We start from the raw sequence: 26914 nt of genomic DNA, 5'->3' as shown, positions 1-26914 counted from the left end.
AATTTCTTTGCTGCTCGTTTTCATCCCGTCACTCATCCTGTAAACGGATAGAGTGCGGGACTTCCCACTCGTATTAGTTAAAATATCAAACGCCGCACCGTGCCATCATCTGTAAATTGCTGTTCCCCAATCCCCACAACTTCGACAGTAATTTCGCGCTCCGAAATCGCAAATTCCCCCTCCCGCGCCGCAATTTCAACTATCATTTTTCGCCCTTCCAAATACACCTTGTAATTAGTCGTAGCCCAGACAGCTTGTTCGTACTCAAAACTGTGTCCATCGTCCTCATAAAGCGTCCATTCACCAGTTCCGGGCCAAATTCGCATTTTCAATGAATCGATCGCCCTTTCCTCAACAAATTGCCTCACAGGCGCTAACGCAATTATCCCCCCACCGCGCGCGTACAACGGCATTCTCTCCACAGGTGCATCAGCCAAAATGTGCGTCGGGCCCTGATAGCATTCGCCCGTCCACCAATCGTACCAAGTCCCCTCCGGCAAATACACGGCGCGATGCTCAACTCCCTGTCGGTAAACGGGTGCAGCCATCAGCGATGGGCCGAGCAATACTTGATCGTAAAGGTGATAAGTTGTACGATCGCGCGGAAAGTGATAAAGTAGCGGTCGCAAAATCGGTGTTCCCGCGATCGCAGCTTCCCAAAACAACGTGTAAATGTACGGCAATAACTGATAGCGTAAATTGATGTATTCGCGGCAAATCTGCTCAGTGCGATCGCCAAAAACCCACGGTTCATGTTGCGCTGTCGTCATCGCCGAATGACCGCGCATCAACGGATACAGCATCCCCATCTGCATCCACCGCGCGAACAATTCAGCCGTTGCATTCCCCGCAAAGCCGCCGATGTCGCAACCGACAAAGGCGACGCCGGAAAGCCCCATGTTGCAAAGCATTGGTAGCGACATTTCTAAGTGTTCCCACTGCGATTGATTGTCGCCCATCCACACGGAGGAGTAGCGCTGCACCCCCGCAAATCCCGATCGCGTCAACACAAAAGATCGATCGCCCCCTCGGACTTTTTGCAACCCTTCCGCACAAGCTTTCGCCATCATCAACCCGTACAAATTGTGGGTTTCGGCGTGAGTTGTGCGATCGAATTCCGGGCCCTGCGGTGCATCCAGCGGAAACCAAATGTGTTCGCCACCATCGCCAAAAGGTCGATCGGCGATCGCAGGTTCGTTCATGTCGTTCCAAATCCCCGCAACGCCCATATCTGTCAGGCTTTTGTGCAATTCGCCCCACCACTGGCGCACGTCGGGGCGCATGAAGTCGGGAAACACGGCTTTGTCGGGCCAAACGTAACCGTGGAAAAGCTTTCCGTCGGCGGTGCGGACGAAATAGTCGTTTTCCACACCGCGATCGAATATTTCATAATCTGCTTCCGGTTCGTACTTGACACCGGGATCGACAATCGTCACCACTTTAAAGCCCGCTGCTTTCAAATCTGCGATCAGTTTCGCCGGATCGGGGAAGCGCTTCGGGCTCCAAGTAAAAACGCGGTAGCCGCGCATATAGTCGATGTCGAGGTGGATGACATCGCAGGGAATGCTGCGATCGCGAAATTCCCGCGCCAACTCCCGCACAACGTCCTCGGATTCGTAGCTCCAGCGGCACTGGTGGTATCCCAGCGCCCATTTTGGCGGAATCGGCATCCGGCCGGTCAACTGCGTGTAGGTGGCGAGAATTTGGGCGGGTTCCGGGCCGTAAATGATGTAGTAGTCGAGTTCCGTGTCTCTGGTTTCCATCCGCAAAACCCCTGGTGTTTCCGCGCCGATGTCGAATTGACTCCAAAATGTGGTGTTGAAAAAGATGCCGTAAGCGCGATCGGGATTCAGGGCGATGTAAAATGCGATCGCCTGGTACATTTCATCGGTGACGGAATTGTAGTCGAGGGCGTCAATTGTCCAGTTTGTCTTGACTTCGGAGAGTTTGTCGAGGAAGCCGGTGCGTTGGCCGAAACCGTAGAAGTGTTCGTCTGTTTCGATGCGCTTCCAGGCGGCGGTTGCACCTGTGCGCCATCCCATCGGGCGATCGCAGTCGCTAGCAAAGGGTTTTCCTGATTTGTCAAAGCATTCGATGGCAGGGCGATCGCGCTTGACAGAAATTGTTATTTGTGCTGTTTCAATTTCGATTTTTTCCGCTGTTTCTCGCACTTCAAAAGGTACAATTTGCCATTCTTCGTCGGGGAGAGTTACGGAGTGCGATCTATCTTTAAATTCACCTGTCGGGGACATTCGCACTCGAATTAAATTCGGCGCGAGGATGCTGATTTTGAGAGAGGAGTTGGTACAGTTGAAGTGAATTGTGCGATCGGTTTTGTCGATCGATTGTATAGAGCCAATAATTGACCAAGGCTGTTCGGTAGTTTGGAGTTTTCCGAAGTATTGCGGCATATACTATGAATCGAAATATTATAAATTGTCGTTTGATGAGTTAAGGGTTGTCATCTGGCAAAAGGAAGAAACAAGTAAATCAACCTCATTAAACATAAAACTCTCTCCCTATTAAAAACCCGATCTACCTGCTAAATACTTGCAAAATTTTCTGCACTCCGTTCTTTTCTAGCCTCTCAAACTGCTGCCGTTCATCAGCAGTAAAAACAGTTGTAACTTCCCGTTTATCCGACATTTGTGCTTCCAAAACTCCACGGTTGAAGAAAACAACTTCACCCGTACCAAAAAAGACGATCGCCCTTACCCGATCGCCTTTTAGCCAAAATCCCACTCCATCTCCCACTTCCACCAGGGCTTCCGATGCACTGACAATGGTTTTACCGCCATTGGTAGAACACATGATGTAGCTAATATTTTTGACGGTTTTTGTGGCTTTTTGACAGGGTTGAGCCTGAAGTTGTTTCAATTCTCGATCGTAATTTTCCCGATTCATGACAGGCTTAATTTGATTTAGCAAACAGCGATCGGGTATACCATCACCATCATCATCCATGCGGATGTCGTCCTGTTGTCCGTCGCGATCGCAATCAATCGCCGGCCCGATGATCTGTCTGCTGGGTTTCGCCGATTGTGCTAGTGCACCGCCACTGATGGCAGAGCTTAATAATAGCAGGGCGATCGGCAATAATTTGAATAGCATCATATTGAAAAAATATCCTCGGTCAAATTTTAGCACCATGCTGTTTTAATAGCTTAATAATTTGCAGATTAGAAGATTTATCGGCAATACTTAGGAATGAGAATTAAATAACTTACAATTTTTATTGTTCTTGTGGGATGGGCGTCCCGCCCGTCACGAAAGGACGGGCGGGACGCCCATCCCACAAATATGTGTAAATTATTTAATTCGCGATCCTTAGATGCTATCTCTTCATTCATGTGCTCGATAACCACCAAAGTAATATCATCAAACACCTTGACTAATAAGTGATGTTTGTTGAAGTATCTTCACAGGATACTAAGCTTGTTCGTTGATAGTTGCTGTTAACTCTGCCGGCAATTCAAACTTGCCATCGGCACCGGGTTCAAACTCAAAAACTTGCAACACAGCATCCACATTTAGCGGCCCGTAAATGTGCGGGTAATCCTCACCGGCGGCAAATTCATACTTAAGTTCAGATTCTATTTTTTCCGAGTCAATCCACAGCAGCAGCAATCCTGTTTGTCCTACAAAAAATTTATTGGCAGATTTCAAAACTTGCGGCAGAGTCGAACAGTGGATAAATCCTTCTGTATCTAACGTATCTCCGCGATAGGATTGCACTTGTTTTGCTTCTTCCCACTGTTGGCTGCGGGTGATGTGAAAGATAACGCTCATAGTTTGATGGATTTTAAGTGCGATCGCCAATTGGCAGTAAAATCTGAGAAGGACAACTCCCGCCACAACTTACTGTCAGCGTCATAATTTTAGCATCAATTAACCGCGCTGCACCCGAAGGCGCGCCAGTTCCCGGATTCACGTCATAAGCTGGAAAACAAGCGGCACTCAAACTCAGGCGCATTGAATTCAGAAACTGGCATCTTGCCCGTTCCTACCTATTTCTGCAAGAGGTATACTGAAGTCCGAACGATCTAACTTAGCGCGTTTAGCTGTTTATTTTGCGGACTGAAGTCCTCACTACAAACCTAGCACGGCACGAGTACATCCGATCGCCCGAGAACCCTCATATCTTCCTCATCGAGTTCGACTGGTGTACCGCTGCGAATTAGTTCCACAAAATCCTCGTTTGGCACCATAATGCACAAAGTGTAAAGACGTTCGCTGCCCGTATTTTCAATGACGTGAGTGCCAGTTGGAGGCACTAACAAACTATCACCCGGTTTAATACTAACTGTTTTGCCGTCGCAAGTCGCTTGCCCTCTTCCTTTGAGTACAAAAAACATTTCTACCGCAAATTGATGGCGGTTGGGAGGAGTTTTTCCGCCCGGATCGAAAATCTCGATGCAAACAGTTAATGAGGCATTCGCGGTTGCCGGATCGAAAACTATGGCTAATCTATTAGTATCCCCCGGGCTGATGCGAAATGCTTGGTAGTCTTGAGGCGATTTCATCACCGGAATCATGCACTGGTTTGTCATTTTTTTATTCTTAGTTGTGAGTTGTTATAGCTGAAGGAAGAAGGAAGAGGGAAGAGAGAAGAGGGAAGCAGAACCCAGGATTTTAGCAATTAAGAACTTCCTAACCGTCTCGGACAGTTGCTATATGTTTCGGGTGCATCTCAATGAATGCAAATATACTCGTAGGGGCGAAGCATTTCGGCAGTAAATCTCTGATTCTGGTTCATAAATTATGTGCCGAAATGCTTCGCCCTTGCCAAAATGAGATGCACCCTATGTTTCTGCTGTCATTAGTGAGCATTCAGAGTCATTAGTCCGTGGCTCAACCTCCCCAGTTTATTGCTAATGACCAATGACTAATGACCAATGACCAATGACCAATGACTAATAACTAATGACTAATGACTAATGACTAATTCCCTAGTTATTTAATTGCTTCTAACATAGCCTGAGAATCAGACAAAAACCCAAAACATTGTTTAACGTTATAAAGAGTAGCCTGCCAGCAATACTCTGGAGATGTGGTAGCTGTACAATCTTTGACTAAAATGCAGTCGTAGTTTAGAAAACAAGCATCTTGTAGGGTAGCCATGACACATTGATCGGCGTTGACTCCGCCAAAAAAAAGTGTAGTTCTTCCCAGGTTCCGTAGGATACTATCTAAAGGAGTATCCCAAAAGGCACTCATGCGATATTTATCAATGCAAATATCCTCTGGTTTCTGTTCTAATTCATCAACAACGGCGGCCGCCCAACTCCCCGCCATCAAAACAGATGCGCCGTTTTTGGGTAGCGGATCTCCCAAACCTACGCCCTCGCCCGTGGGATTGTAAACGTGGCGCGAAGCTGCGCTAATATTGAGCAAATCGGGGCGGTTTCCCCAGTTTATCCAAATAATGGGTACTGCGTGCGATCGCAATTTTGGCAGCAAATTTTGCAAAGGATTAATTGGAGTGCGCGCAGGTGTTACATCGACGCCGACGTGTGATAGCCAACCGTCGGGGTGACAGAAATCGTTTTGCATATCTATCACTAGCATCGCTGCTTTTGCTAAGTCCAATCGCAGGGTTTTCGTTTCTGTTTCTAGGGTAACAGGTTGAGGCGCGATCGGCGATCGGGTGATGTCGGCAATTTTAGCATCAACTTTCCAAGCATTTGGCGCAACGCCCAAGGTGCGGAGGCTATCTGGATTCATATTAGATTGCGACTGAAAAACCACTTCAATTTTATAACTCTTTGATTGTTGCTAACTTGCGATATCTTAAATCTTTGCTAAGATTAAGTCTCAGTATCAAACGTAACTGTTTCGATCTACTTGATGCTTTATTGAAATTAACCAAATTTAGGCAAAAAGTTTCTAGTTTCCAGGCTATTTTATCGTTCCCAGCCATAGCCTGGAAATTCCTTGCAGGAGGCTCTACCTCCAGTAAACCACAGGCGAGGCTCTTTCTCGCTTATATGCATTACCAGCCATAGCCTGGGAACGAGATTAAACGATATTTAAAAGGCTGAGAACGAGATAAAAGAAGATGATCTAGTCCTAAAATAGAAATAGATGTGAATTCACCAGAAAAGCTAAATCTATGAGTTTTACAATCCAAAATGCTTTAATTCCGGTTGAGAGTGGTTATGAAACCGCAGACGTGCAAGTGGCGAATAATTGCATAAGTGCGATCGCGCCCAATTTAGCTCCTACAGTAATAGCAATTGATGGCAAAAATAAGCTGCTGCTTCCCGGTTTTGTCAACGCGCACACGCACTCTTCTGAAATGTGGCAGCGCGGGATTATTCCGCCTTTACCGCTGGAGTTGTGGATTGGCGAACTGTACGATTTCACGCCTCTCGATCCGGAACAAGTTTACTTGAGTGCCTTGGGAACTGCGGTAGAAACATTGCTCTCGGGCGGCACAAGCGTAGTCGATCATTTAGTTTTGATTCCGGGGCAAGAATTAGAGACAATTGCTGCGGCAGTTCGCGCTTATCAAGAAATCGGCATCCGCGCTTTTATCGGGCCGTTAATTCAAGATGAATCCCTGACAGCGGGAATGCCTGCGGGCGAGGGTGGCATCGAGCACGCGGCTTACATTCGCTCGACAAATGCAACTTTGGAACTCATGGAAGCAGCTATCAAACAGTTTCACTATCCAGAAAAAGGTGTTAATATATTGCTGGCACCGACGGGAATTCAACTGTGTTCTGATGCTTTGTTTGAAGGCTGCATCGATTTGGGCGATCGCTACAATCTTTGCCTGCACGCCCACCTCTTAGAAACGCCAGCTCAAAAACAGTTAGCTCGCGAAAAATACGGCTGTAGCGCTGTCGAACATTTGCAACAAATCGGTTATTTAAGTCCGCGCACTTCCTTAGCGCACTGCGTGTGGCTGGACGATTCCGATATTGCAATTATGGCAGAAACCCAATCGACAGTCGTACACAATCCCCTCAGCAACCTGCGGCTGGGAAGCGGGATTGCACCGATTTTGAAATACCGCCAAGCTGGAGTAAACGTATCTTTTGGCTGCGACGGCGCCGCTAGCAACGACTCTCAAGATTTGCTGGAAGCGATTAAAATGGGTTCAATTCTGCACAATATTACGGATTTGGATTACCGCCACTGGATTACACCGCGCCAGTCTGTAGAAATGGCATCGCTGGGGGGAGCAAAAGGCTTGAATCTCGGCGATGAAATTGGTTCGCTAACTGTCGGCAAAAAAGCCGATTTAGTGCTGTACGATTTAACCAGTTTATCATTGTTACCGCGCACCGATCCGATTGGTTTGCTAATTTTGGGACGCCCGACAAATACGGTAGATAGCGTTTGGGTAAACGGCAAACAAATTGTCGCTGAAGGTAAGGTTAAAACCATTGATGTTGATGGTTTGAGGCGGCAATTATTCGATCGCAGCGAGTGGAGTAGCAAGCGCCAATCGCCGATGGTGGGCGAGATTGAATCGCACTACCGCCAAGTGATGAAATTGCCACTCGGCGGTTGAAACCGCGACTAGACAGACAAAACCCGCCTCCGCAGGTTGAAGAATATATTGTAAGGTTTGCAATCCGAACGTTATAGTATGATGTTAAACTGTGGCGTTTGCGAAAAATTGATGGTTAAACTGCACAAATGGCGGCGGATACTGGCTTTAATAGTTGTTTTTGCGATCGCCCTTACCTCCGCCGCAATTTTCTCCCCCCGAATGGAAGCTCAAACTGCACCCAAAACCCCAACCACCGAATTGCGCGGCATCTGGCTGACTAATATTGACAGCGACGTTATTTTCTCCCGCAACAACATCATTGACGCTGTAAATCGACTGGACAAACTCAACTTTAACACCATTTATCCTACGGTTTGGCAAGGAGGCTATACGCTTTATCCCAGCGCTGTAGCCAAACGAGTATTCGGAAAGTCGATCGACCCATCACCAGGATTGCAAGACCGAGACATTCTCAAAGAAATTATAGCACAATCCCACAAAAAAAGTATAGCAGTAATCCCGTGGTTTGAGTTTGGTTTCATGGCTCCCGCCGAATCGGAATTAGCCAGACTTCACCCTGACTGGCTGGCGACGCGACGCGACGGTTCAACTATTTGGAAAGAAGGCACGCACGATCGAGTTTGGCTGAATCCTTTTCATCCGGAAGTTCAGAAATTTATCTTAGATTTAATCTTAGAAATCGTCGATAATTACGATCTAGATGGCATTCAATTTGACGACCATTTCGGTTTGCCCGTAGAGTTTGGCTACGAGCCGCAAACAGTGTTAATGTATGAAAAACAAATCAAAAGTCCTCCCTCCAATGACGCCCGCGAAACCTTCTGGATCCGCTGGCGCGCCGACAAAATCAACGACTTCATGGGGCAAATTTCCCGCGCCATCAAATCCCGCAAACAAAAATGTATTATTAGTTTATCTCCCAATCCCTTGCACTTTGCTTTACCCGCCCACTTGCAGGACTGGTTTACCTGGGAAAGACGCGGTTACATCGAAGAACTTATAGTACAGGTGTATCGCAGCGATATCAAGCGTTTTAATGCCGAACTGGAACGGGAAGAAGTCAAACTCGCCAAAAAGCACATTCCAACTGCGATCGGTATTTTAACAGGTTTGAAAAACAGTTCTATTCCGCTGTCACAAATTCAAGAGCAAGTGCAAGAAGTCCGAAAGAGAAATTTTGCAGGGGTTTCCTTCTTTTTCTATGAAAGCTTGTCAAATTGGGCCAGCGAAACTCCCGAACAGCGAAATTCTGCCCTGCAAGAATTCTTTCCCACAAAGATGCAACGCTCGCCAGTTTAAAACCGTTCGTAGTGAGGACTTCAGTCCTTCTTCTTCTTCGTTCGTAGTGAGGACTTCAGTCCTTCTTCTTCTTCGTTCGTAGTGAGGACTTCAGTCCTTCTTCTTAAGATTATTAAGGACTAAAGTCCTCACTACGAACCTTGAAAATAGATATAATGTTTAACACTAAATTAATTTACCGCATTTGTATTCTTAATTTATGTCTGATTGCTATCCTTGCTGCAATCGGCTACCTGACTCCCCGAAAGTGGGGAGACTCCTCGCAAAAAAATTGCACAGTTAGCGTACAAGTTTCTAACCAAGGCATCCACACCGAAATCATCGTTCCAGTTAAAAATCAATACTTTGACTGGAATCAATATTTACCAATTACACAAATAGGACGAGAGGCAAATTATGATTATAAATATTTGTCTTTTGGCTGGGGAGATCGAGCTTTTATGCTGGAAAGTCCCACCTCAGCAACCATCAACCCAGTTATAGCTTTCAATGCTCTATTTCTCCCTACTCCGTCTACCCTCCACGTTCAAGGTTATCGAGTTTTTCCTCAAGATATAGAAACCAAATGTGTTAAAATTAGTGGGAAAAATTATCGGAGGCTGGTAAATTTCCTTAAAAATACATTCCAATTAGACGCAGCAGGTAATAAAATAAAAATCAGCTACGGCTACTACAACACTGACAGTTTTTATGAAGCAAAAGGCAGTTACTCTATTTTGAGAACTTGCAATGACTGGACGGCTGAAGCTTTGCGAGAAGCTGAGATTGATACTCCTTTGTGGTCAACTCTATCGTCATCGATTATGTTTCATTTAAATAGCGGTTGTGAAGGTATTTAAACAGTTGACAGTTGACAGTTGACAGTTGACAGCAGTCAATTACCAATTCCCAATTCCCAATTCCCAATTCCCAATTCCCAATTCCCAATTCCCCAATTCCCCAATTCCCAAATATTATGAATGTAATTCCAGCGATCGACCTTTTGGACGGAAAATGCGTCAGACTCTATCAGGGAGACTACGCCAAGTCCCAAACTTTTAACGAAAATCCCGTCGAAGTCGCCAGACAGTGGGTAAATGAAGGCGCCACAATGCTGCATTTGGTAGACCTCGATGGGGCAAAAGCAGGTCATCCTGTAAACTTAGCAGCTATTGAGGCGATCGTCCGCGCAGTAGACGTTCCCTGTCAATTAGGAGGCGGAATGCGCGATCGCCCTTCTGTCGCGGCAATTCTCAAATTAGGCGTTCAGCGCGCCATTCTCGGCACTGTCGCCGTCGAACAACCGCAATTAGTCGGTGAATTGTGTGCCGAATTTCCAGGTCAAATTCTCGTCGGAATCGATGCCAGAAACGGTAAAGTTGCGACTAGAGGCTGGCTGGAAACTTCCGAAGTTTTAGCGACAGAATTGGCGCAAAAAATGGCAGAATTAGGGGCGGCTGAAATTATTTACACCGACATTCACCGCGACGGCACCATGGAAGGGCCGAATTTGGAATCTTTGCGGGAAATTGCTAGCGCCATCTCGATTCCGGTGATTGCTTCCGGCGGCGTCAGTTCGATCGCAGATTTGTTAAGTTTGTTGGCTTTGGAACCAATTGGTGTCAAAAGTGCGATCGTTGGTAGAGCAATTTATACCGGCGATATCATGCTAAAAGAAGCAATTCAAGCAGTAGGACAAGGAAGATGGCAGGATGTTCCCCCAGATTTGGGTTCTTCAAGTTTTGCTTGATACAGCAAATTCCACATTTATGAAGTACACCCGCCTATCGCTCAATCCCCGTAGGGACACGGCAATGCCCATTAGTGTCAACTTAACGTCAAACCCATTCAGAGACTATTGTTTGACGATTAAAGCCAGATCCCCCCTAACCCCCCTTAAGAAGGGGGGGACAGGAGTCTTCTCAAAGTCCCCCTTCTTAAGGGGGATTTAGGGGGATCTGGACTCAGGTAAAAACGAGACTTATCAAGGGTTGTAGTCATAAGTTGACACCTATGGGCACGGCGCCGTGTCCCTACTACACTTCATAAATTCAATCATCAATCAGCGTAGAATCATCTTTATTACCATCACATCACTCATGTTTGTGAACCATACAATTACAGCTTTCAGTTCAGGGATAGCATCGCTAATTGCTCCCATACCTTTGCTAGCAACAGTCGATCCCGAAAATTCGCCGATCGTCCTCAGCGGAGTTTTGCTCAGTTTAGTAGTGATTTATATCGCCAGTAAATTCGGCGCAGAAGTAGCGAGAAACTTCGATTTACCGCCCGTATTGGGTGAATTGGTAGCAGGGGTAATTGTCGGGGTGTCTGCTTTACACCTGATCGTTTTTTCCGAAAGCGGGCTGTCAGCTTCAGACTCCGGGATTATGAGTGTTCTACAATCGCTCAACCATCTATCCCCTGCCGCCCTTACCAGTGTCTTTGAATCGCAGAGTGAAATCATTTCTGTGCTGGGCGAATTAGGCGTAATTATTCTGCTGTTTGAAATTGGCTTAGAGTCCGATCTCAATCAACTAAAACAAGTCGGAGTTCAAGCCGTCGTTGTCGCCTGTGTAGGCGTGGCTGTTCCCTTTGCCGCAGGTACTGTTGGCTTGATGGTAATTTTCCACACTCCAGCAATTCCGGCAATTTTTGCAGGTGCGGCTTTGACAGCAACCAGCATCGGAATTACCTCGAAAGTGTTGTCTGATTTAGGACAACTGACATCTAAAGAAGGTCAAATTATTGTCGGTGCGGCAGTGATTGATGATGTGCTGGGAATTATTGTCCTAGCTGTTGTCGCTAGCTTAGCCAAAACGGGTGAAATTGATGTTGTTAATGTCATCTATTTGATTGTCAGCGCCACTGTATTTCTGTTAGGTTCGATTCTGTTGGGCGGTGTCTTCGACAAAACCTTCTCGGCGGTGGTGGGCCAACTCAAAACTCGCGGCAATATTATTATCCCGGCCTTTATTTTCGCCTTATTCATGGCATTTCTGGGCAACGCAATTCATCTGGAAGCGATTTTGGGTGCGTTTGCGGCTGGTTTGGTGTTGGATAAAAGCGATGCGCGCACAGAGTTGGATGAATTGGTGAAACCCATCTCAGATGTCATTGTCCCCATCTTTTTTGTGACAGTGGGAGCTAGGGCCGATTTGCGAGTTTTGAACCCAGCAGTGCCGGATAATCGCGCCGGCCTTTTGATTGCGGCTTTCTTGATTGTGGTGGCGATTGTTGGCAAAATTGTGACTGGTTGGGTGGTGTTTGGTGTGCCCGGAATCAATCGATTGGCGATCGGAGTTGGGATGATTCCTCGGGGCGAAGTCGGTTTGGTTTTTGCCGGAATTGGTTCGGCGAGTGGGGTGTTGGATAAGCCGTTGGAAGTCTCGATTATTATCATGGTGATTCTGACGACTTTCTTGGCTCCGCCTTTTCTGCGGATTGCTTTTGGCGATTCAGTAGTACCTCCTGGTACGGGGGAACCCGCGAGCAAACAAATCGTTTGATTGATGAGGGAATTTGAGTTTGGGCGATCGGCTATTCTGAAAACACAAATGTCGATCGTCCATCCAAATTTGTTCTCCCTAAGTTCTAAGAGATGTTAAACTATGCCTCGCAAATCTTCCGCCCTATTTTTTGCTTTCTTATTACTATTTCCGACAGCCACAATTGCTCAAATCGTCCCCGATCGCACTTTAGGAACTGAAAACTCCCGCACAGTCTCCGACAGCATCAATAACCTACCATCAGACCGCATAGAAGGCGGTGCAAGTCGCGGTTCTAGCTTATTTCACAGTTTCCGCGAATTCAACGTCGGTGAAGGTAGAGGCGCATATTTTGCCAATCCTAACGGCATTGCTAACATTTTTACCCGCGTCACAGGTAGCAATTCTTCCAATATTTTAGGAACATTAGGAGTACAAGGAAACGCCAACTTATTTTTAATTAATCCGAAAGGAATTATCTTCGGCCCCAATGCGCGGTTAGATTTGCGCGGCTCATTTATCGGTTCAACCGCTGATAGTATTGTTTTTAATAACGGCTTTGAATTTAGCAGCGCGAATCCCCAAGCAGTACCATTATTAGCGATTAATATTCCTGTGGGCTTGAGATTTCGAGACAATCCCGGTACAATTGTCAACACTTCCCAAGCAATGGGCCCCACACCAACCTTACCACCACTACCGATAGAGGTTCCTGTTTCTAACAAACTTGGTTTAGCCGTAGACCCCGGTCAAACTTTAGCCTTAATTGGTGGAGACATTCAACTAAACGGCGGCAATTTAACAGCTTATACCGGACAAATATTATTAGGAAGTGTGAAAACTCCAGGTTTAGTGCAATTTGAACCAACAGCTTTAGGTCTGAATTTAAACTACAGCAATATTCAGAACTTTGGCAACATTGAAATGAACGGTGCGTTGATAAATACCAGTGGATTAGGAGGTGGCAAAGTAGATATTAGAGGTGGAAACGTCACCATCAGCAGTTCGGGAATTTTCGGATTAACACTGGGAAATATTGATGGTAGAGGTATTGATATTAATGCCCAAAATTTGCTAGTACAGGGGGGGACGCAAATTGCCAGCGCCACATTGGGAGATGGGAAGGGGAGCAGTTTAAACATCCACGCTACTGACTCAGTAGAAATGAGCGGGCTGGGAATTGAAGGCTATCAGCGGATTTACAACCTAAATCTGACATCTGGAACGTTCAACCCTTTTGACCCTCAAATTGTTATGATCGCTGGTACTGCTGGCAGTGGAGACGCCGGAGAGCTTAACATTGAAGCTGGACGACTGTTGCTGCGCGATGGGGCAGTGGGCGGTACTAATACCTTGGGTGCTGGAAATAGCGGAAATCTGAATATCCGTGCTAAGACGATCGAACTCGTCAGTTCTGCGCTCAGCAGCGGAACAACGAAGGGAAGTACCGGCCAAGGCGGAAGTATCACTGTTGATGCACAACGGTTGATGATGCGTGATGGCTCCAATCTCAACACCTTCAGCCGTAGTGATGGAGCATCGGGGAATATCACGGTTAAAACGCGGGAATCGGTAGAATTGTCGGGCATTCCTGGAAATACGGTGCAAACTGTCCTCGGCACGAACTCTTTCGATGGAAGGGGGAAAGTTGGGGATATTACCATTGACACTAAGCGGGTGATTGTTTCTGATGGAGCTGCAATTAGTTTATCGACAGGTGCGATTGTTGGCGGAGTTCTGTTTTCTACCAGTGGGGGGCCTGCAGGAACTTTAACTATCAGAGCTTCAGAGTCGATAGAAGTGAGCGGTGTTTCTGGAGTTTTGACAGGGAATACGAGCGTCGTACCGAGTGCTCTTACCACTCAAACTACAAGCTCTGGTAGGGGTGGAGATATCCGCCTCTCTACGCCCAGGCTCACTGTGCGGAATGGGGGCATTATTACTGCGGCTTCTTTGGGTGGAGCAGATGCGGGAGATATTACGATTAATGCCGATCGCGCAGAAGTGCAAGGTATCTCAAGTAACGGTCGGTTCAGGAGTAAAATTGAGGCTTCGGCTGGTACTGCCTATACTCTTGTCAATCCCAATGCTACGGGGAATGCAGGTTCGCTAAATCTGAATGTTAATCAATTGATTGTCCGGGATGGTGCAACGGTGAGTGTTCAGGCTTTGGGAACGGGAAGGGCTGGTAATATTAATGTTGTCGCCAACTCGATCGCCCTGGATAACAAAGCCAGCATTGATGGTACAACCGTATCTGGTACTGGGGCAAATATTAATCTGCGATCGCGAGACATCCAGTTGCGGCGCGGCAGCAGAATTACCACCGATGCAGGTAATTCTGATGGCGGCAACATCAGAATTAATAGCGATATTTTGTTAGCCCTCCCGCGAGAAAATAGCGATATTACAGCAAATGCTCGCACAGCTAGGGGCGGGCAAGTTACAGTCAATGTACCGAATATATTTGGTTTTACGAGCATTAATCGCGAAGCAGCTAGAAGCAGTTTAGGACTGACTGATGCTGAATTTGCTAACTTACAAGTGAATCCAACTTCTTTAATTCCCACTAGCGACATCGCGGCTATTTCGCAACAGGCTGGCCCGGCTTTGCAAGGGGCAGTAACGTTTAGCACTTCTGGTGTCAATCCGGCTCAAGGATTGGTAGAATTGCCACAAAATGTTATCTCTCCAGAGGCGTTAATTGTAGCTAATCCTTGCACTCAAGGGGCGGGAAGTGAGTTTACTATTACTGGTAAAGGAGGAATACCTGCGAACCCAAATGATTTGCTCAGCAGCGATTCTACCCTGTTTAGTTGGGTGGAACCGGCCGTCGGTAGCAGTCAAAATCTACAGGCTACAAAAGCAGAAATAGAAATTCAGCCCCAGCCAGTGATTCCCGCTCAAGGTTGGGTGATAAATGGTGATGGACAAGTAACGCTTGTAGCATACAATCAAATGGCTCAAGTTCCGCAGCGATCGAAGCCTGCTTTGCCTGTTTGCCGGGAGCGCTGAAATCCGGTTGATAGCAACTGTAGGGCGTTGATTAAAATAAAGTTTTTAACCATAACATCAAAGGAGACGGCAGTGCCGTGTCCCTACCCGAAAATAATATTGTAGGGACACGGCATTGCCGTGTCCCCACAAATCTCACCAGAAATTAACCAGGTTTGCGATTAAGCACAAGTGCATTGAAATTGTATAGTCAAGTTTAAGAAAAGTCTTGTGGGGTGGGCCAGAAAGCCCGCCCCAAAAATACAATTTAGATGCCCAACAGCTTACTTAACAAACAGCATTTCTTGATAAGTAGGAAGCGGCCACAAATCATCAGCCACTTCAGCTTCCAAAGCATCAGCATACTGACGAACCTCATCCATCAAAGGACGAATGGTTTGCGAAGCATACTGCATATGCTCTTCAGTTGTAGCAAAATCGTGCTTGCTCAAAGCATCACTCAACTTGCTCGCAGTATCCATCATCGACTTAACCAGCGTCGCGACTTGTTGAGCAGTTGCCTTTTCTAATTCAATGCCAATCTCTTTCAAGCCAGCAATTGTGTTAGAAAGATCCGACAAATATCTCACCGCTGCCGGATAAATCATTGTTTTGGAAATGCTGCCGACCAATTTTGCTTCGACTTCAATAGCCAGTATATACTGCTCTGCATACACATCAAAACGGCTTTCCAATTCAACCGGAGTGAGAACACCTGTCTTTTCAAACAAGTCCTCAATGTATTCTGCCTTCAATACGGGCAAAGCATCAGCGGTAGTCCGCAAGTTAGCTAAACCGCGTTCTTCAACGGCCATTTTGTGCCATTCTTCAGAATAGCCGTTGCCGCCAAATACCACAGCACCATGCTCGTCCATCACTTCTTTCAGAACTGTTTGGATGGCAGCATTCAGGTCAGTTCCGTTGGTCAAAGCGCTTTCTAATTTGTTAGCAACCCAGTCCAAAGAATCTGCAAGAATTGTATTCATCGCGACCAGCGGGCCGGAAACAGATTGACCCGAACCTACTGCGCGGAATTCAAAGCGGTTTCCAGTAAAGGCAAAGGGCGAAGTCCGGTTTCTGTCGCCGGCATCTTTGACGAAAACAGGCAGTGTTTCTACGCCTAAATTCATGATTCCGCGACCTTGGGAATCCTTAATACCCCCCTTGCTAATTTGATCGAAGATATCTTCTAATTGGGATCCCAAATAGACAGAGATAATTGCTGGCGGAGCTTCATTGGCGCCCAAGCGGTGGTCGTTGCTAGCAGTTGCAACTACGGCGCGCAACAAGGGGCCGTATTTGTGAACGCCGCGAATTACAGCGCCGCAGAAAACTAGGAACTGTATGTTGGAGTGTGGTGTATCGCCTGGATCTAATAAGTTGCCTTGGGTGGCGTTACCGACTGACCAGTTGACGTGTTTGCCGGAACCGTTGATTCCTGCGAAAGGCTTCTCGTGCAGCAAGCACATAAAACCATGTTTCTTCGCGGTGTTGCGGAGAATTGTCATGGTTAATTGTTGGTGGTCGCTGGCGACGTTTGCTGCTTCAAAAAAGGGTGCAATTTCAAACTGACCTGGTGCTACTTCGTTGTGGCGAGTTTTGGCAGGAATTCCCAGGCGGTACATTCTTTCTTCTACTTCTTGCATGAAGACTTGAACGCGCTCTGGAATTGCTCCAAAATAGTGGTCGTCAAATTGCTGACCTTTGGCAGGAGGCTTGCCAAACAGGGTGCGACCTGCTAATAACAAATCGGGGCGGCTGTTGGCGAAGTTGGAATCGATCAGGAAGTATTCTTGCTCGGCACCGCAACTGGAATTTACGGGAGCGACTTCGGTATTTCCTAGCAGTTTTAAGACTCTGGTTGCTGCTTTGTTCATGGCAGCAATGGAGCGCAAAAGCGGGGTTTTCTTGTCTAGGGCTTCACCTGTCCAGGAGATGAAAACAGTGGGAATGCACAATGTCATGCCGTTGTCTGTTTCCATGACATAGGCGGGGCTGGTGACATCCCAGGCTGTGTATCCGCGAGCTGCTGCGGTGGAGCGAATGCCACCGTTGGGGAAGGATGAACCGTCGGGTTCGCCTTGTACTAGCAGTTTACCTGCAAATTCTGAGATGACGGAGCCGTCGCTTTGGACGGAGATGAAACCGTCGTGTTTTTCGGCGGTGCTATTTGTTAGTGGATAGAATACGTGGGCGTAGTAGAGGGCTCCTTTGGAAATAGCCCAATCTTTCATTGCTACTGCAACTACATCGGCTACGGAAGGATCGAGTGTTGTACCTGTTTGAATGGTATTTTTGACTGATTTAAAAATGCTTTTGGGCAGGCTTTCTTGCATTTTGCTCAGACTAAACACGTCTGTTGCCCACATTTCTTCTAACCGCTTGGGAGGCTTTGCAGGAGTTATTTGGCGGTTGACGATTTGAGAAATTGCTTGAATGCGCGATTCGTTTCCACTCATGGTTATTTTTATGCGAATTAAGGACGAGTAGCTGTGAAAAAATATAGGTTAGTGCAATTCTAACCGTTGACGAATATGTTGGATTTACCAACATTTTTAGTCTGACCTAACTTTTTGGAGAATGCCTTGTTTGGCTGGCTCTCAAAGATTGGAGGAGCGAGGCGGAATCTCTTCGCCGTCGGTGTTGGTGAGAATCCGGTGTTCCATAGATGCGGTTGGATTTCGATTATTAGCAAGCAAATAGATGACTGGAGACTGTACTAATTTGAGTCAACATCGTAGATGTCGGCGCTGCACAGATTTGCTGGCTAATTTTCACCCTGGTAAGCTCAAAAATTTTGTGCGAGTTAATTCCTATGAATTCTGGTCAAAACTACTTATGGTTTTTAATGGTTCGACGATCGATAAATCGCTGTCCACCAAACAACGCACTTGTTTAGGGTTTTGGGGAATTATGGAGAGTACACAATCTACACTTGGAAATTGTAAACAATCATTAAGAAAATAAATGTATCGTAGGCTACAGAATTTTAGTTTTTTTTCCAAGGTGGCGATCGCCCGATCGCACATAACGGCAGAATTTGAGTTGTAGGGTGTGTCAGCAGCGGGTTATTTTGTCAATAATTGAGAGTTCAAAGCTGACGCACCCTACTAGCTACTAGCTCATTTCATGTCCGTTGAATTGCGCGCGAGCTAATTTTGTCGCGTGGTGGGGGCGGGTTTATGAGATTGTTGGTTTGAGCCATAAATTGTTGGTTAACCCGCCCCTACAAGCATTTTGATTCATTCACTGGATCAGATATCAATTATCGAATAAACTTCACTTATTCTTTGCTTTCGCGGCCCGAGACTCGATTGTAAATCCGGGAATATCTTGTAATTCTGTGGCGCTCAAACTGTACTGTTCGCAAACCAAACTTAAGCGAGTCCCGCTACTTTTTACGGCGTTGACTGAGTGTGTCAAATCTCCTTGAAAATAGATCAGTGAATTGACTTGTGGCTTAATCTGTCCGACTTGCTGTTTGTTGCGCCGGAGTATCAATTCTCCGCCTTGCAAATTTGGGGGAACTTGTACGTACAAAACGCTGACGGCGGCGGGAGGTTCAACCGTTTTGCAGTACGATCGCAAAGATCGATCGATATGCGGATCGACGCGGGAACCTTCGCCCAGAAGCAGGGGATTGAGGTAAAAAGCGTTGCATTCCGGCTGTAATGCTTGGTCTAGATAGGGTTTGAACAACGGGAATCGGCGCTCGACTTCGGCGATTTGAGCGCGCCCAAATACCACGGAAAAGCCTTTTGTGCCGATGAAATCGCGGTTGAGGTTGTTGGTTGCAAAGTAAGGTGAGGCGAGAATTGCTCCTCGTAAGTCGTTGAGATAGTCGATCGAGAAAGCGTTAGGATGTTGGCTGTAGTATTTCAAGGCGCTCAAAAATCATCAAACTATTCGGTAAGTGAGAAACTCAGAGTCTTTAGACCTGAGAGGGAAACAACCCGGGCGGTTTCAACCGCCTTGAATCTTTCTTGCCATTACCGCCTTGGAGTTGCTTGGTTTGGTGTACTTTTGTAATGCACTTTCAACGGGACAGTTACCGTTTCAAACCTTGCAACCCTGTACGCATAATGTTTGCTCTTGTGGAGCCTCCCTTGCGGGGTAATGTTCGCCTCGCCAATGTTATAAGGGCTTGTTGGGCTAGCAGCACTGTTTCAGTGACCTTAAAACTGTTTAACCACTAGCGACAGAGCAGGAGACTGGCGTCGCATCCACAGGGTGTCGTGACCCAAATAACGTAGTCAGTGAAGACTTAGGCTGGTCAGAATGGCTTACTTGATTTCTCTTGCAAGCCCAATCTCTTTAGAGTTGGGTTCCTGACCAAAGTTTAACGGAAACAGCGGATAGGAATGCAGCAATTGCTCAGACTTGGGAAAAGCTTAGTTCCTCGCCGAGGATATGCGGAAGTTTCGTAACTCAGTAGTAACACGAAGGGAACAACCAGCACAAGCTCCAACGGGAATTCCCGGACTTTGCTGGATGAATGTTTTTTGATGAGTTGTTGTAAATTGTCGATCGAGAACGACCATTACAACTCTAGTCTAGCTTGCAGTAAATTTTGCCGATCGTCCAAAAGTCGCTCTATCTGGCGTCACCATGCTGCTGAAAGATTTGCAGGTGCGATCGCGATCGTTGTTTGCTAATTCCCAAAGTGCGATCGACCGACATAGGTTAAAAGTTATATAGCAATCCTAAATCATTTGTAAATTTCTTACTCCCTCCCCTTAATAAGGGGAGGGTTGGGGTGGGGTAAAAAACTTTACGACTCATTTAGCACTGCTATAGTCGATCGCATAAGCTACCTTAAGATAATTATGCGTTTCTTTCGTTTTGGCTGTCTTGGTATTTTAGGCTTGTTAATTATCCTCTCCGTTGCCCCCCGACAAATTATGAAATTGGGTATTCGCACGGCCGAATTTAGTCCTGATGGCAAATATTCGATCGCGATTCTCAGATATCCGATGGTGTTTTCTATGCCCGGTGGAGGAAGCGATGCCCCCTGCGATGTATTTCTGTTCGATGCGGCTGGAAGAGAGTTGAATAGTAAAAGTTTTGAGATGGTGCAGCTTGTGTCTGTGAGTTGGCAGGGCGATCGGGTGAGAATTGGGGATATGTTAGATGAATGGGAATTGCCGAAAATAGATAATATCAACATTTTGCTGTTTAGTGCTGCTTACACGGGCGATCGCGCAGCAGTCGAAAAGCTCTTGGCAAAAAATGCAGATATCCATTTCAAGACTTATTTAAACCAAACACTGTTACACGCGGCTGCTTTTGGCCCAAATCAGGCAATTGTACAGTTGTTTCTCCAAAAAGGATTGGATGTAAGGGCTCTCGACAAATCAGGACAAACGCCCCTGCACGCGGCGGCTGCTGGACGGGGTAGCGGGGCGATCGACCTTTTAATCGCCAGCGGTGCAGACATGGAGGCGATCGATCGCAGCGAATACGGACAAACAGCACTCAACATCGCAGCAGAAAGCGGCAATTCTCAAGCAATGAAAGCCTTGATCGAGCGAGGCGCCAAGGTGAATGATAACACCTTTTTTTCTGTAATCAATAGGTTTGAGTCTGAAAAAAAGAAGCAAGAGATAATTGAATTACTTCTCAAGAATAAAGCCAAAGTACCATCAGGTTTACTTTACAGCGCTGTCTCCCATCGAAATATCGAGATTGTAAAATTATTGATCGATCGCGGTGCTGATGTCAACGCTCCAGATCCTTACGATAATACTACTCTGTTGATGAGAATTGTGCAATCCAATACTGGTATCTCTCCGCAATTCAAACCTGCATTAGTAAAGTTGTTTCTTGCAAAGGGTGCGGATGTAAACGCTCGAAACAAAAATGGTGCAACTGCCTTAAGTATTGCTTACAAATCATCAACTCCGGAGATTGTTAAGTTACTCAAACAGCACGGAGCTCAAAGATAAATCGGCGGTTTAAACTTATCCTCAACAAACTAGGCTGGCTCAGGGATAAACGAGGTTTGAAAGTCGTATTTTGTATGCGGTAGTAAGAGGGCTTTAGCCCAACAACGTACCTCATCCCTCATCTTTAATCTGCCGAGGCGAATTTAGGAGTCAACGAGGTTTCAAAGTCGTATTTTGTATGCGGCAGTCAGAGGGCTAAAGCCCAACAACGTACCTAATCTTTCTGATAACCGCTATACATTTTAGGGATTTGTATTTATATCAAATCTGGCTGTACCGCAACAAAGTCTGACGCCAATTTCAGGGCATCTTCGCGAGTCGCAATTCTCCCTTCCACCCGCGCTAATTGAATCTCCATTAACAATTGACCGATGCGTGGACTTCTGGGAATATTCAAAGATTCCATTAACTCATTGCCGCTCACTAATTGTGTGGGATGGGCGACTATATCACCGACATCGAGATAGCGATTAATTAACAGTGCAATCTCCTCAACCGCAATTCCCGCTGCCATGGCTAAAACTGCTAAAATTGGAAATACTATTCCCACGTCGCGAAACAAGAAATACTGTTCTCGTAAGGACATTTCTGCAATCGGTTGTGCTTGAAGTTGTGGCAAATATTTCAAAAGCTCGATCGCACTTTTAATCTCTGCATTGCTGTACTTCAACCGCAGCAACTCGGTTTCAGCGATTGTCGGGTCGGAATTTGCCAAAACAGCCAACTTCCCGATCGCCAACAACGGCGTTTTAATTGTATCTCGAATCGATCGCCCAAACTCTCTCTCCAACTCCGGGTAAATTGCCGCCAATTCAGCAGCACACGAGTCAATTTTTGTCAAGATATCGAAACGGTCGATCGCGCTTTCAAACCAAATCGAAAACAACCCATCTTCGCAACCCTTACAAATCCAAGGAACGCCGTTATTATTGCTCAACAAATAACCTAATTCTGTCCGCACCCGTTCCACCGCCACCCGACTCAACAACGGCGCCAATTCCCGAATCGCCTGCAAAGTTTCCGGTTCGATCGCAAAACCCAACTGTGCCGCTTGGCGGTAAGCTCTTAATAACCTCAGCGGATCGTCCTCTAAATTCGATCGCGAAATCATCCGCAGCAAACCCAACCGCAAATCAGCTTGACCGTCCAAAGGATCGATGATTTCTCCGGTAAAAGGATTGCAGGCGATCGCATTTATCCGAAAATCGCGGCGGTGCAAATCCTCCTCCAGACTCCCCCCGAAAGCCTGTGCAAAATCCACCGTACCGCCCGCAAACACCACCCGCGCAATCTGTCGTTCCGCATCCAACAACACAAATCCGCCTTTCGTGCGATCGGCAATTTTTCTAGCAGTTTTCACTGCCCGTGCTAACATAACGAAATCCAAATCAAAATAGTGCGATCGGCGGCCCAGCAGCGCATCCCGCACCGCGCCGCCCACCAAATAAACAGGCGGTGTCAGCAGTTCCAAATCGAACGGCCAAGTCTCAGGAGATAACGCAGGTGGCAAATTCATCGGCATCGCAACAAAAATCTACTTTCCTTACAAACAATTAAACTCTTGCTACGCTAGATTAACAGAAAGCTCAAAATTCACCAATCTTTTTGAAATGCACAGAGGATATCAAGAATGTGTATTTGTATTAACTGCCACTATGTAGACCGCTGCTTCACATACCACGCCGTAGAAGGACAGCACGAACAAATCCACCTCACCGAAACACCCGATTTCGACCCCGTAGAACCCACCATCAACGTCAACATCCGCCCCCGTCAAGACGAAGTAGAAATGGAATGGGATGTAGTCGGGTGTCAAAGTTTCAAACAAGAGACCGGCAAATGGGCAAAATTGCGGCCGGGCGAACTCGTCCCGACTTGAGTCAGTTGACAGTTGACAGTTGACAGTTGACAGTTGACAGTTGTTAGTTGTTAGTTATTAGTTATTAGTTGTTAGTAGACCGTAGACATTTGACCTGTGGTAGGGGCAGTGCCCCCGTGCCCGCCCTCTTCGTTAACAGTTGGTATTTTTTAGTTCCAATTCCCGATGTCCGATGTCCGATGCCCGATGCCCAATTCCCAATTCCCAATTCCCAATTCCCGATGTCCGATGTCCGATGCCCGATGCCCAATTCCCAATTCCCAATTCCCAATTCCCCATTCCTAAATCTAAAATCTAAAATCCAAAATCTAAAATCCAATGTCCTATTGCTTAAACCCAACTTGTCAGAATCCGCAAAACCCCGGTGATGCAGAATTTTGCCAAAGTTGCGGCTCAAAATTGTTGTTAACTAACGAACAATCGCCATCAGCATCTCGCTACCGTACCATAAAGCCGATCGCGCAAGGAGGCTTCGGCAGAACTTTCCTAGCAGTTGATGAAACCAAACCCCAGACTTTTGGGCAGTGCGTCATCAAGCAATTTTTCCCGCAAAACACCGCAGCCGAAAAAGCCGCCCAACTCTTCCACCAAGAAGCAGCCCAGCTAGAAACCTTGGGAAAACATCCCCAAATTCCCGAATTAATCGCGCATTTTGAACAAGAGGGAAGACAATATTTAGTACAAGAATTTATAGACGGCAAAAATCTAGCTCAAGAATTAGAACAAAAAGGAGCATTCACCGAAACCCAAATTCGGCAAATCCTCAACGATTTATTGCCCGTAATCCACTTCGTTCACAAATCCAAAGTTATTCACCGCGATATCAAACCAGAAAATATCATTCGCCGCCGCCTATCTCCCGCCCCTTTACCCGCCTTAGAAAATTCCTATCAACCCTCTCCTTTCCAAAAAGATATAGTTTTAGTAGACTTTGGTGCAGCAAAGAAAGTAACAGCAACCGGATTGCCACAAACTGGTACAATTATCGGCAGCGCTGCTTATACAGCCCCAGAACAATTGATGGGAAAAGCAGTTTTTGCTAGCGATATCTACAGTTTGGGTGTTACTTGCATTCACTTGCTGACTCACATTCCTCCCTTCGACTTGTTCGAGGGCGCCGAAGATTCCTGGGCTTGGCGCAATTATTTGAAGAGTGCTGTTAGCGACGATTTCGGCCGCATCCTCGACACGATGCTCCAAAGTGCCACCAACCGGCGCTACAATTCAGCATCCGCAGTCATCCGGCAGTTGAACCCCAAGCCGGTCTATTTAGACGCGCAGCCCGTGCTGGATGCGCCGGAAACAAGCGCAGAATCGAAGCCTGCACTGGCCCCGGCACCTGCGCTTTTGGGTCGGGAACAGCAAGCCGAAATTCAGCAAGCTTTACAAGAGGCGATCGCCCCGTACAATGTTACAATCCAAATCAGTCAAGCCAAGCAAAAGCTGAATCTCGTCATCAACAGAACCCAAGACAATCCCGTTCACTATCCGCACTTATCCCAAATAATTGCCACCAGACTCACCACTTTGCAGTTAAATAAAGTCGCAACCATTAAGCTGTTGGGAAGAGTAAACAATTCTCGCGTCCCCGAGTGGAAGGAAGTATTGCAAATCGATCCCAAAATTCAATTAAAAAACAAACTCCTGCGGCTGCAACACAATCAATTAGCCAAGAAAATCGCCCCAGTTGTTACCCAAGAATTTTGGCTTCCGAAGTTGAAAACTCAGGATTTCTGGCTCGATTCGCTCATGTTTGCTTTAGTTTGGTTTATCTTTGGCTCTCAAATAGTCATTTTTAATTCTTGGTTCGCGCTTATAGTTGCATCCGGTTTTATGGTTGTCAAACATCAAGTTTCTCAAGACAAAGAATTTGCGAACAAGAATTTATTTGCCAGTTTAGTAGTGCTGTTTTTGATAACTGGTGGCATGGGCAATTCAAGGATTTTAAACACGGGAATATTTGGCATTCTATTGGGTTGCTTGGTTGTGGCATTGCCGCTGTTTTTTGTGAAGGAAAATTATCAGTAATCGTGAATAGCAATCCCCAAGACAAAACATTAGTAAAAAAATACGGCTTAGCGTTGCACACCTCAACACCAGAATTAGGTTTAGCAATCAGCAATTTTTCCGGTGATTATCGCTGCCAAACTTGGAATTTGGGCCGCAGTTTAGCAACGGATTTACACCAACATTTAGTAGAGTTTATCCAGCCGCAAACTTGGGCGGATTTGGCTTTTATTGCAGTGGCGAAGGGGCCCGGAGGTTTTACGGGGACTCGCATGGGTATGGTGACGGCGCGGACTTTGGCTCAACAGTTGAATATTCCGGTTTTTACTATCTCAACTTTGGCGGCTGTTGCTTGGTTGGAACCCCCCCAACCCCCCCTTAGTAAGGGGGGGCTTTTGAGTGTGGAACCCCCCCAACCCCCCCTTGCTAAGGGGGGGCTTTTGAGAGAGGATATTGCGCTGCAAATGCCCGCACAGCGAGGTCAATTGTTTGGCGCTGTTTATTCAGTTAACGGTAATTCGGGTTTAACTGAGTTATTTCCTGATACCGTAATGACTCCTGAATCTTGGCAGGAAAAGCTGGAAAGCTGGGAAAATTCCTATCAGTTAATTGAAGTTGGTAGCGAGTTGGGTTCGTCGGTTTCTGGCGTCTTGGATTTGGCTTATTTGGAGTGGAAACAAGGAAGTCGCCCTGATTGGTGGGATGCTTTGCCTTATTACGGGCAACATCCCGTGCAGGGACACTGAATATTGGGCAAAACTTACGCATTAAGACCAAAGAAACCGGGTTTTTTACCTAATCTCTGGGTGATAACGAATAATTTTTCTAAAAAACCCGGTTTCTGACTACCCGTGCGTAGGTTTTATTGGGACTTAATTTGGTAATTTTTAAGGATTTGTGAATGAGATTTTTTTATTGAACCGCGAAGGCGCGAAGGGCGCAAAGGAAGAGAAGAGAAGAGAGAGTTTTTGTTGTTGTTTATTTCAGGGCGATACAAAGTTCGAGGCAAAAAGTTAATGTCAGCGCATCTGGGTTTTCGGTTCGCAATTGGTCGATTTCATCGGGATTGCAGCCGCGAGATTCCATAAAAGCGAGCATCCAGCTAATTAGCGCATCAATATCAATGTATTTTGCTCCGAGACATTCGGGGCAAGTTTCTCCGTTGACTGTACCTGTGCCTTCGCACTCGGGGCAATCCCAGTGGGTGTTTATCGAATTGGACTCGATTAGGCTGTTGCTCATTTTAGGCAAAAGTTCGATCGCACTACAAGCTCAGTTTACCAATTCAGGAAAAATGTCGATCGCCCTTACCTCTTCCTGCCTTTACACCAAGCTGGATAGTGATTAAAATTTAATAAAATACAAAAGGGGTAGTTATGCTCGATCGCACTCAATGGGTTTTGGCTGGTATGTCGATCGCACTTTCGCTTCATTTAAGTCGGCCAGTAGCAGCAGCCGTGCCCGTTGGTAAAGCCGTACAAACAGCACAAACAAACAGTATTGGCGTTGCTGAAGCAGCATTAAAAGAGGGACTACTACTTTACCAACAAGGAACGGTAGAAGCTAAAAAAAGTGCGATAGTTCAGTTTGAAATAGCATTAAAATTGTTTCGGGAAGCGAGCGATAGTCACGGGGAAGCGATCGCCCTGATGGGCATCGGCAAAGCCTACTCAGATTTGGGAGAAAAACTCAAAGCAAGAGAGTATTACAGCCAGTCCCTTCCCCTATTTCGGGCTGCGAGCGATCGCTCTGGGGAAGCTGTTAACCTCAACAACATCGGCCAAGTCTACTCAGACTT

Annotated in this window: 22 protein-coding genes; 11 read left to right on the top strand and 11 right to left on the bottom strand. The window is 46.4% G+C overall.

Features of this window, described 5'->3' with window-relative positions:
- Nucleotides 1–77 precede the first annotated feature (77 nt).
- The 6 genes from JGK14_RS12705 to JGK14_RS12680 all read right to left on the bottom strand — a co-directional run bounded on the left by JGK14_RS12705 (nt 78) and on the right by JGK14_RS12680 (nt 5724).
- A complete protein-coding gene (locus JGK14_RS12705; protein ID WP_325315140.1) occupies nt 78–2411 on the bottom strand; it encodes a glycoside hydrolase family 31 protein in 2334 nt (777 codons plus the stop codon).
- Between the two features lie 124 nt (nt 2412–2535).
- Complete coding sequence (locus JGK14_RS12700) at nt 2536–3114, bottom strand: hypothetical protein (RefSeq protein ID WP_293205524.1); 579 nt, start codon at nt 3112–3114, stop codon at nt 2536–2538.
- A 315-nt stretch (nt 3115–3429) separates the two neighbouring features.
- Nucleotides 3430–3789, bottom strand: a complete 360-nt coding sequence (locus tag JGK14_RS12695; protein ID WP_293176898.1) for a DUF952 domain-containing protein — start codon at nt 3787–3789, stop codon at nt 3430–3432.
- Between the two features lie 13 nt (nt 3790–3802).
- A complete protein-coding gene (locus tag JGK14_RS12690) occupies nt 3803–3973 on the bottom strand; it encodes a hypothetical protein (protein ID WP_293192069.1) in 171 nt (56 codons plus the stop codon).
- Between the two features lie 124 nt (nt 3974–4097).
- On the bottom strand, nt 4098–4550 hold the full coding sequence (locus JGK14_RS12685; protein WP_293146325.1) for a cupin domain-containing protein: 453 nt from the start codon (nt 4548–4550) through the stop codon (nt 4098–4100).
- Nucleotides 4551–4953: 403 nt separating this feature from the next.
- Entirely contained in the window at nt 4954–5724 is a 771-nt protein-coding gene (locus tag JGK14_RS12680; RefSeq protein ID WP_293205528.1) for a cysteine hydrolase family protein, read from the bottom strand.
- 388 nt (nt 5725–6112) lie between these two features.
- On the opposite strand from JGK14_RS12680, the gene JGK14_RS12675 reads away from it, so the two are divergent.
- The 6 genes from JGK14_RS12675 (at nt 6113) to JGK14_RS12650 (ending at nt 15306) form a co-directional block, all read left to right on the top strand.
- Nucleotides 6113–7522: an amidohydrolase gene (locus JGK14_RS12675; RefSeq protein WP_293325250.1), complete on the top strand. Its 1410-nt coding sequence runs from the start codon at nt 6113–6115 to the stop codon at nt 7520–7522.
- A 111-nt stretch (nt 7523–7633) separates the two neighbouring features.
- Nucleotides 7634–8824, top strand: coding sequence for a glycoside hydrolase family 10 protein (locus JGK14_RS12670; protein ID WP_325315143.1), 1191 nt, complete (start codon nt 7634–7636; stop codon nt 8822–8824).
- A gap of 155 nt (nt 8825–8979) precedes the next feature.
- Nucleotides 8980–9663, top strand: coding sequence for a TIGR02117 family protein (locus JGK14_RS12665; RefSeq protein WP_325315139.1), 684 nt, complete (start codon nt 8980–8982; stop codon nt 9661–9663).
- Between the two features lie 116 nt (nt 9664–9779).
- A complete protein-coding gene (gene hisA, locus JGK14_RS12660; protein WP_293176908.1) occupies nt 9780–10553 on the top strand; it encodes a 1-(5-phosphoribosyl)-5-[(5-phosphoribosylamino)methylideneamino]imidazole-4-carboxamide isomerase in 774 nt (257 codons plus the stop codon).
- Between the two features lie 349 nt (nt 10554–10902).
- Nucleotides 10903–12312 (top strand): cation:proton antiporter, encoded by a 1410-nt coding sequence (locus tag JGK14_RS12655; RefSeq protein ID WP_325315138.1) that lies wholly within the window; start codon nt 10903–10905, stop codon nt 12310–12312.
- Between the two features lie 102 nt (nt 12313–12414).
- Entirely contained in the window at nt 12415–15306 is a 2892-nt protein-coding gene (locus JGK14_RS12650) for a two-partner secretion domain-containing protein (RefSeq protein ID WP_325315137.1), read from the top strand.
- Nucleotides 15307–15569: 263 nt separating this feature from the next.
- Here JGK14_RS12650 and JGK14_RS12645 read toward each other — a convergent pair whose 3' ends face one another.
- Nucleotides 15570–17744, bottom strand: a complete 2175-nt coding sequence (locus tag JGK14_RS12645; protein WP_293176914.1) for a glutamine synthetase III family protein — start codon at nt 17742–17744, stop codon at nt 15570–15572.
- An 820-nt stretch (nt 17745–18564) separates the two neighbouring features.
- Complete coding sequence (locus JGK14_RS12640; RefSeq protein WP_293176916.1) at nt 18565–19176, bottom strand: 2OG-Fe(II) oxygenase; 612 nt, start codon at nt 19174–19176, stop codon at nt 18565–18567.
- 935 nt (nt 19177–20111) lie between these two features.
- On the opposite strand from JGK14_RS12640, the gene JGK14_RS12635 reads away from it, so the two are divergent.
- Entirely contained in the window at nt 20112–21230 is a 1119-nt protein-coding gene (locus JGK14_RS12635) for an ankyrin repeat domain-containing protein (RefSeq protein WP_293218815.1), read from the top strand.
- A 256-nt stretch (nt 21231–21486) separates the two neighbouring features.
- On the opposite strand, the gene JGK14_RS12630 is transcribed toward JGK14_RS12635, so the two are convergent.
- The gene (locus JGK14_RS12630) at nt 21487–22752 is read right to left on the bottom strand and encodes a CCA tRNA nucleotidyltransferase (RefSeq protein WP_293205540.1); all 1266 of its coding nucleotides are present in this window, start codon (nt 22750–22752) and stop codon (nt 21487–21489) included.
- 108 nt (nt 22753–22860) lie between these two features.
- Between JGK14_RS12630 and JGK14_RS12625 the strand changes: the two genes are divergently transcribed.
- Nucleotides 22861–23109, top strand: a complete 249-nt coding sequence (locus tag JGK14_RS12625) for a Ycf34 family protein (RefSeq protein WP_293146353.1) — start codon at nt 22861–22863, stop codon at nt 23107–23109.
- Nucleotides 23110–23241: 132 nt separating this feature from the next.
- Here JGK14_RS12625 and JGK14_RS12620 read toward each other — a convergent pair whose 3' ends face one another.
- The gene (locus JGK14_RS12620; RefSeq protein ID WP_293176922.1) at nt 23242–23388 is read right to left on the bottom strand and encodes a hypothetical protein; all 147 of its coding nucleotides are present in this window, start codon (nt 23386–23388) and stop codon (nt 23242–23244) included.
- A 39-nt stretch (nt 23389–23427) separates the two neighbouring features.
- Between JGK14_RS12620 and JGK14_RS12615 the strand changes: the two genes are divergently transcribed.
- The gene (locus JGK14_RS12615) at nt 23428–25137 is read left to right on the top strand and encodes a serine/threonine-protein kinase (protein ID WP_293220059.1); all 1710 of its coding nucleotides are present in this window, start codon (nt 23428–23430) and stop codon (nt 25135–25137) included.
- Between the two features lie 2 nt (nt 25138–25139).
- Complete coding sequence (gene tsaB / locus JGK14_RS12610; RefSeq protein ID WP_325315136.1) at nt 25140–25862, top strand: tRNA (adenosine(37)-N6)-threonylcarbamoyltransferase complex dimerization subunit type 1 TsaB; 723 nt, start codon at nt 25140–25142, stop codon at nt 25860–25862.
- Between the two features lie 232 nt (nt 25863–26094).
- Here the strand turns inward: tsaB and JGK14_RS12605 are convergent, their stop codons facing one another.
- Nucleotides 26095–26358, bottom strand: coding sequence for a hypothetical protein (locus JGK14_RS12605; protein ID WP_293193190.1), 264 nt, complete (start codon nt 26356–26358; stop codon nt 26095–26097).
- 134 nt (nt 26359–26492) lie between these two features.
- Between JGK14_RS12605 and JGK14_RS12600 the strand changes: the two genes are divergently transcribed.
- A partial coding sequence (locus JGK14_RS12600; protein ID WP_325315135.1) for a tetratricopeptide repeat protein occupies nt 26493–26914 on the top strand: 422 nt, incomplete at its 3' end.

Source organism: Microcoleus sp. PH2017_28_MFU_U_A, assembly GCF_020738035.1.
Classification (GTDB): domain Bacteria; phylum Cyanobacteriota; class Cyanobacteriia; order Cyanobacteriales; family Microcoleaceae; genus Microcoleus.
The sequence above is the reverse complement of the archived record's forward strand: the minus strand, read 5'-3'. Positions and strand labels throughout refer to the sequence as shown.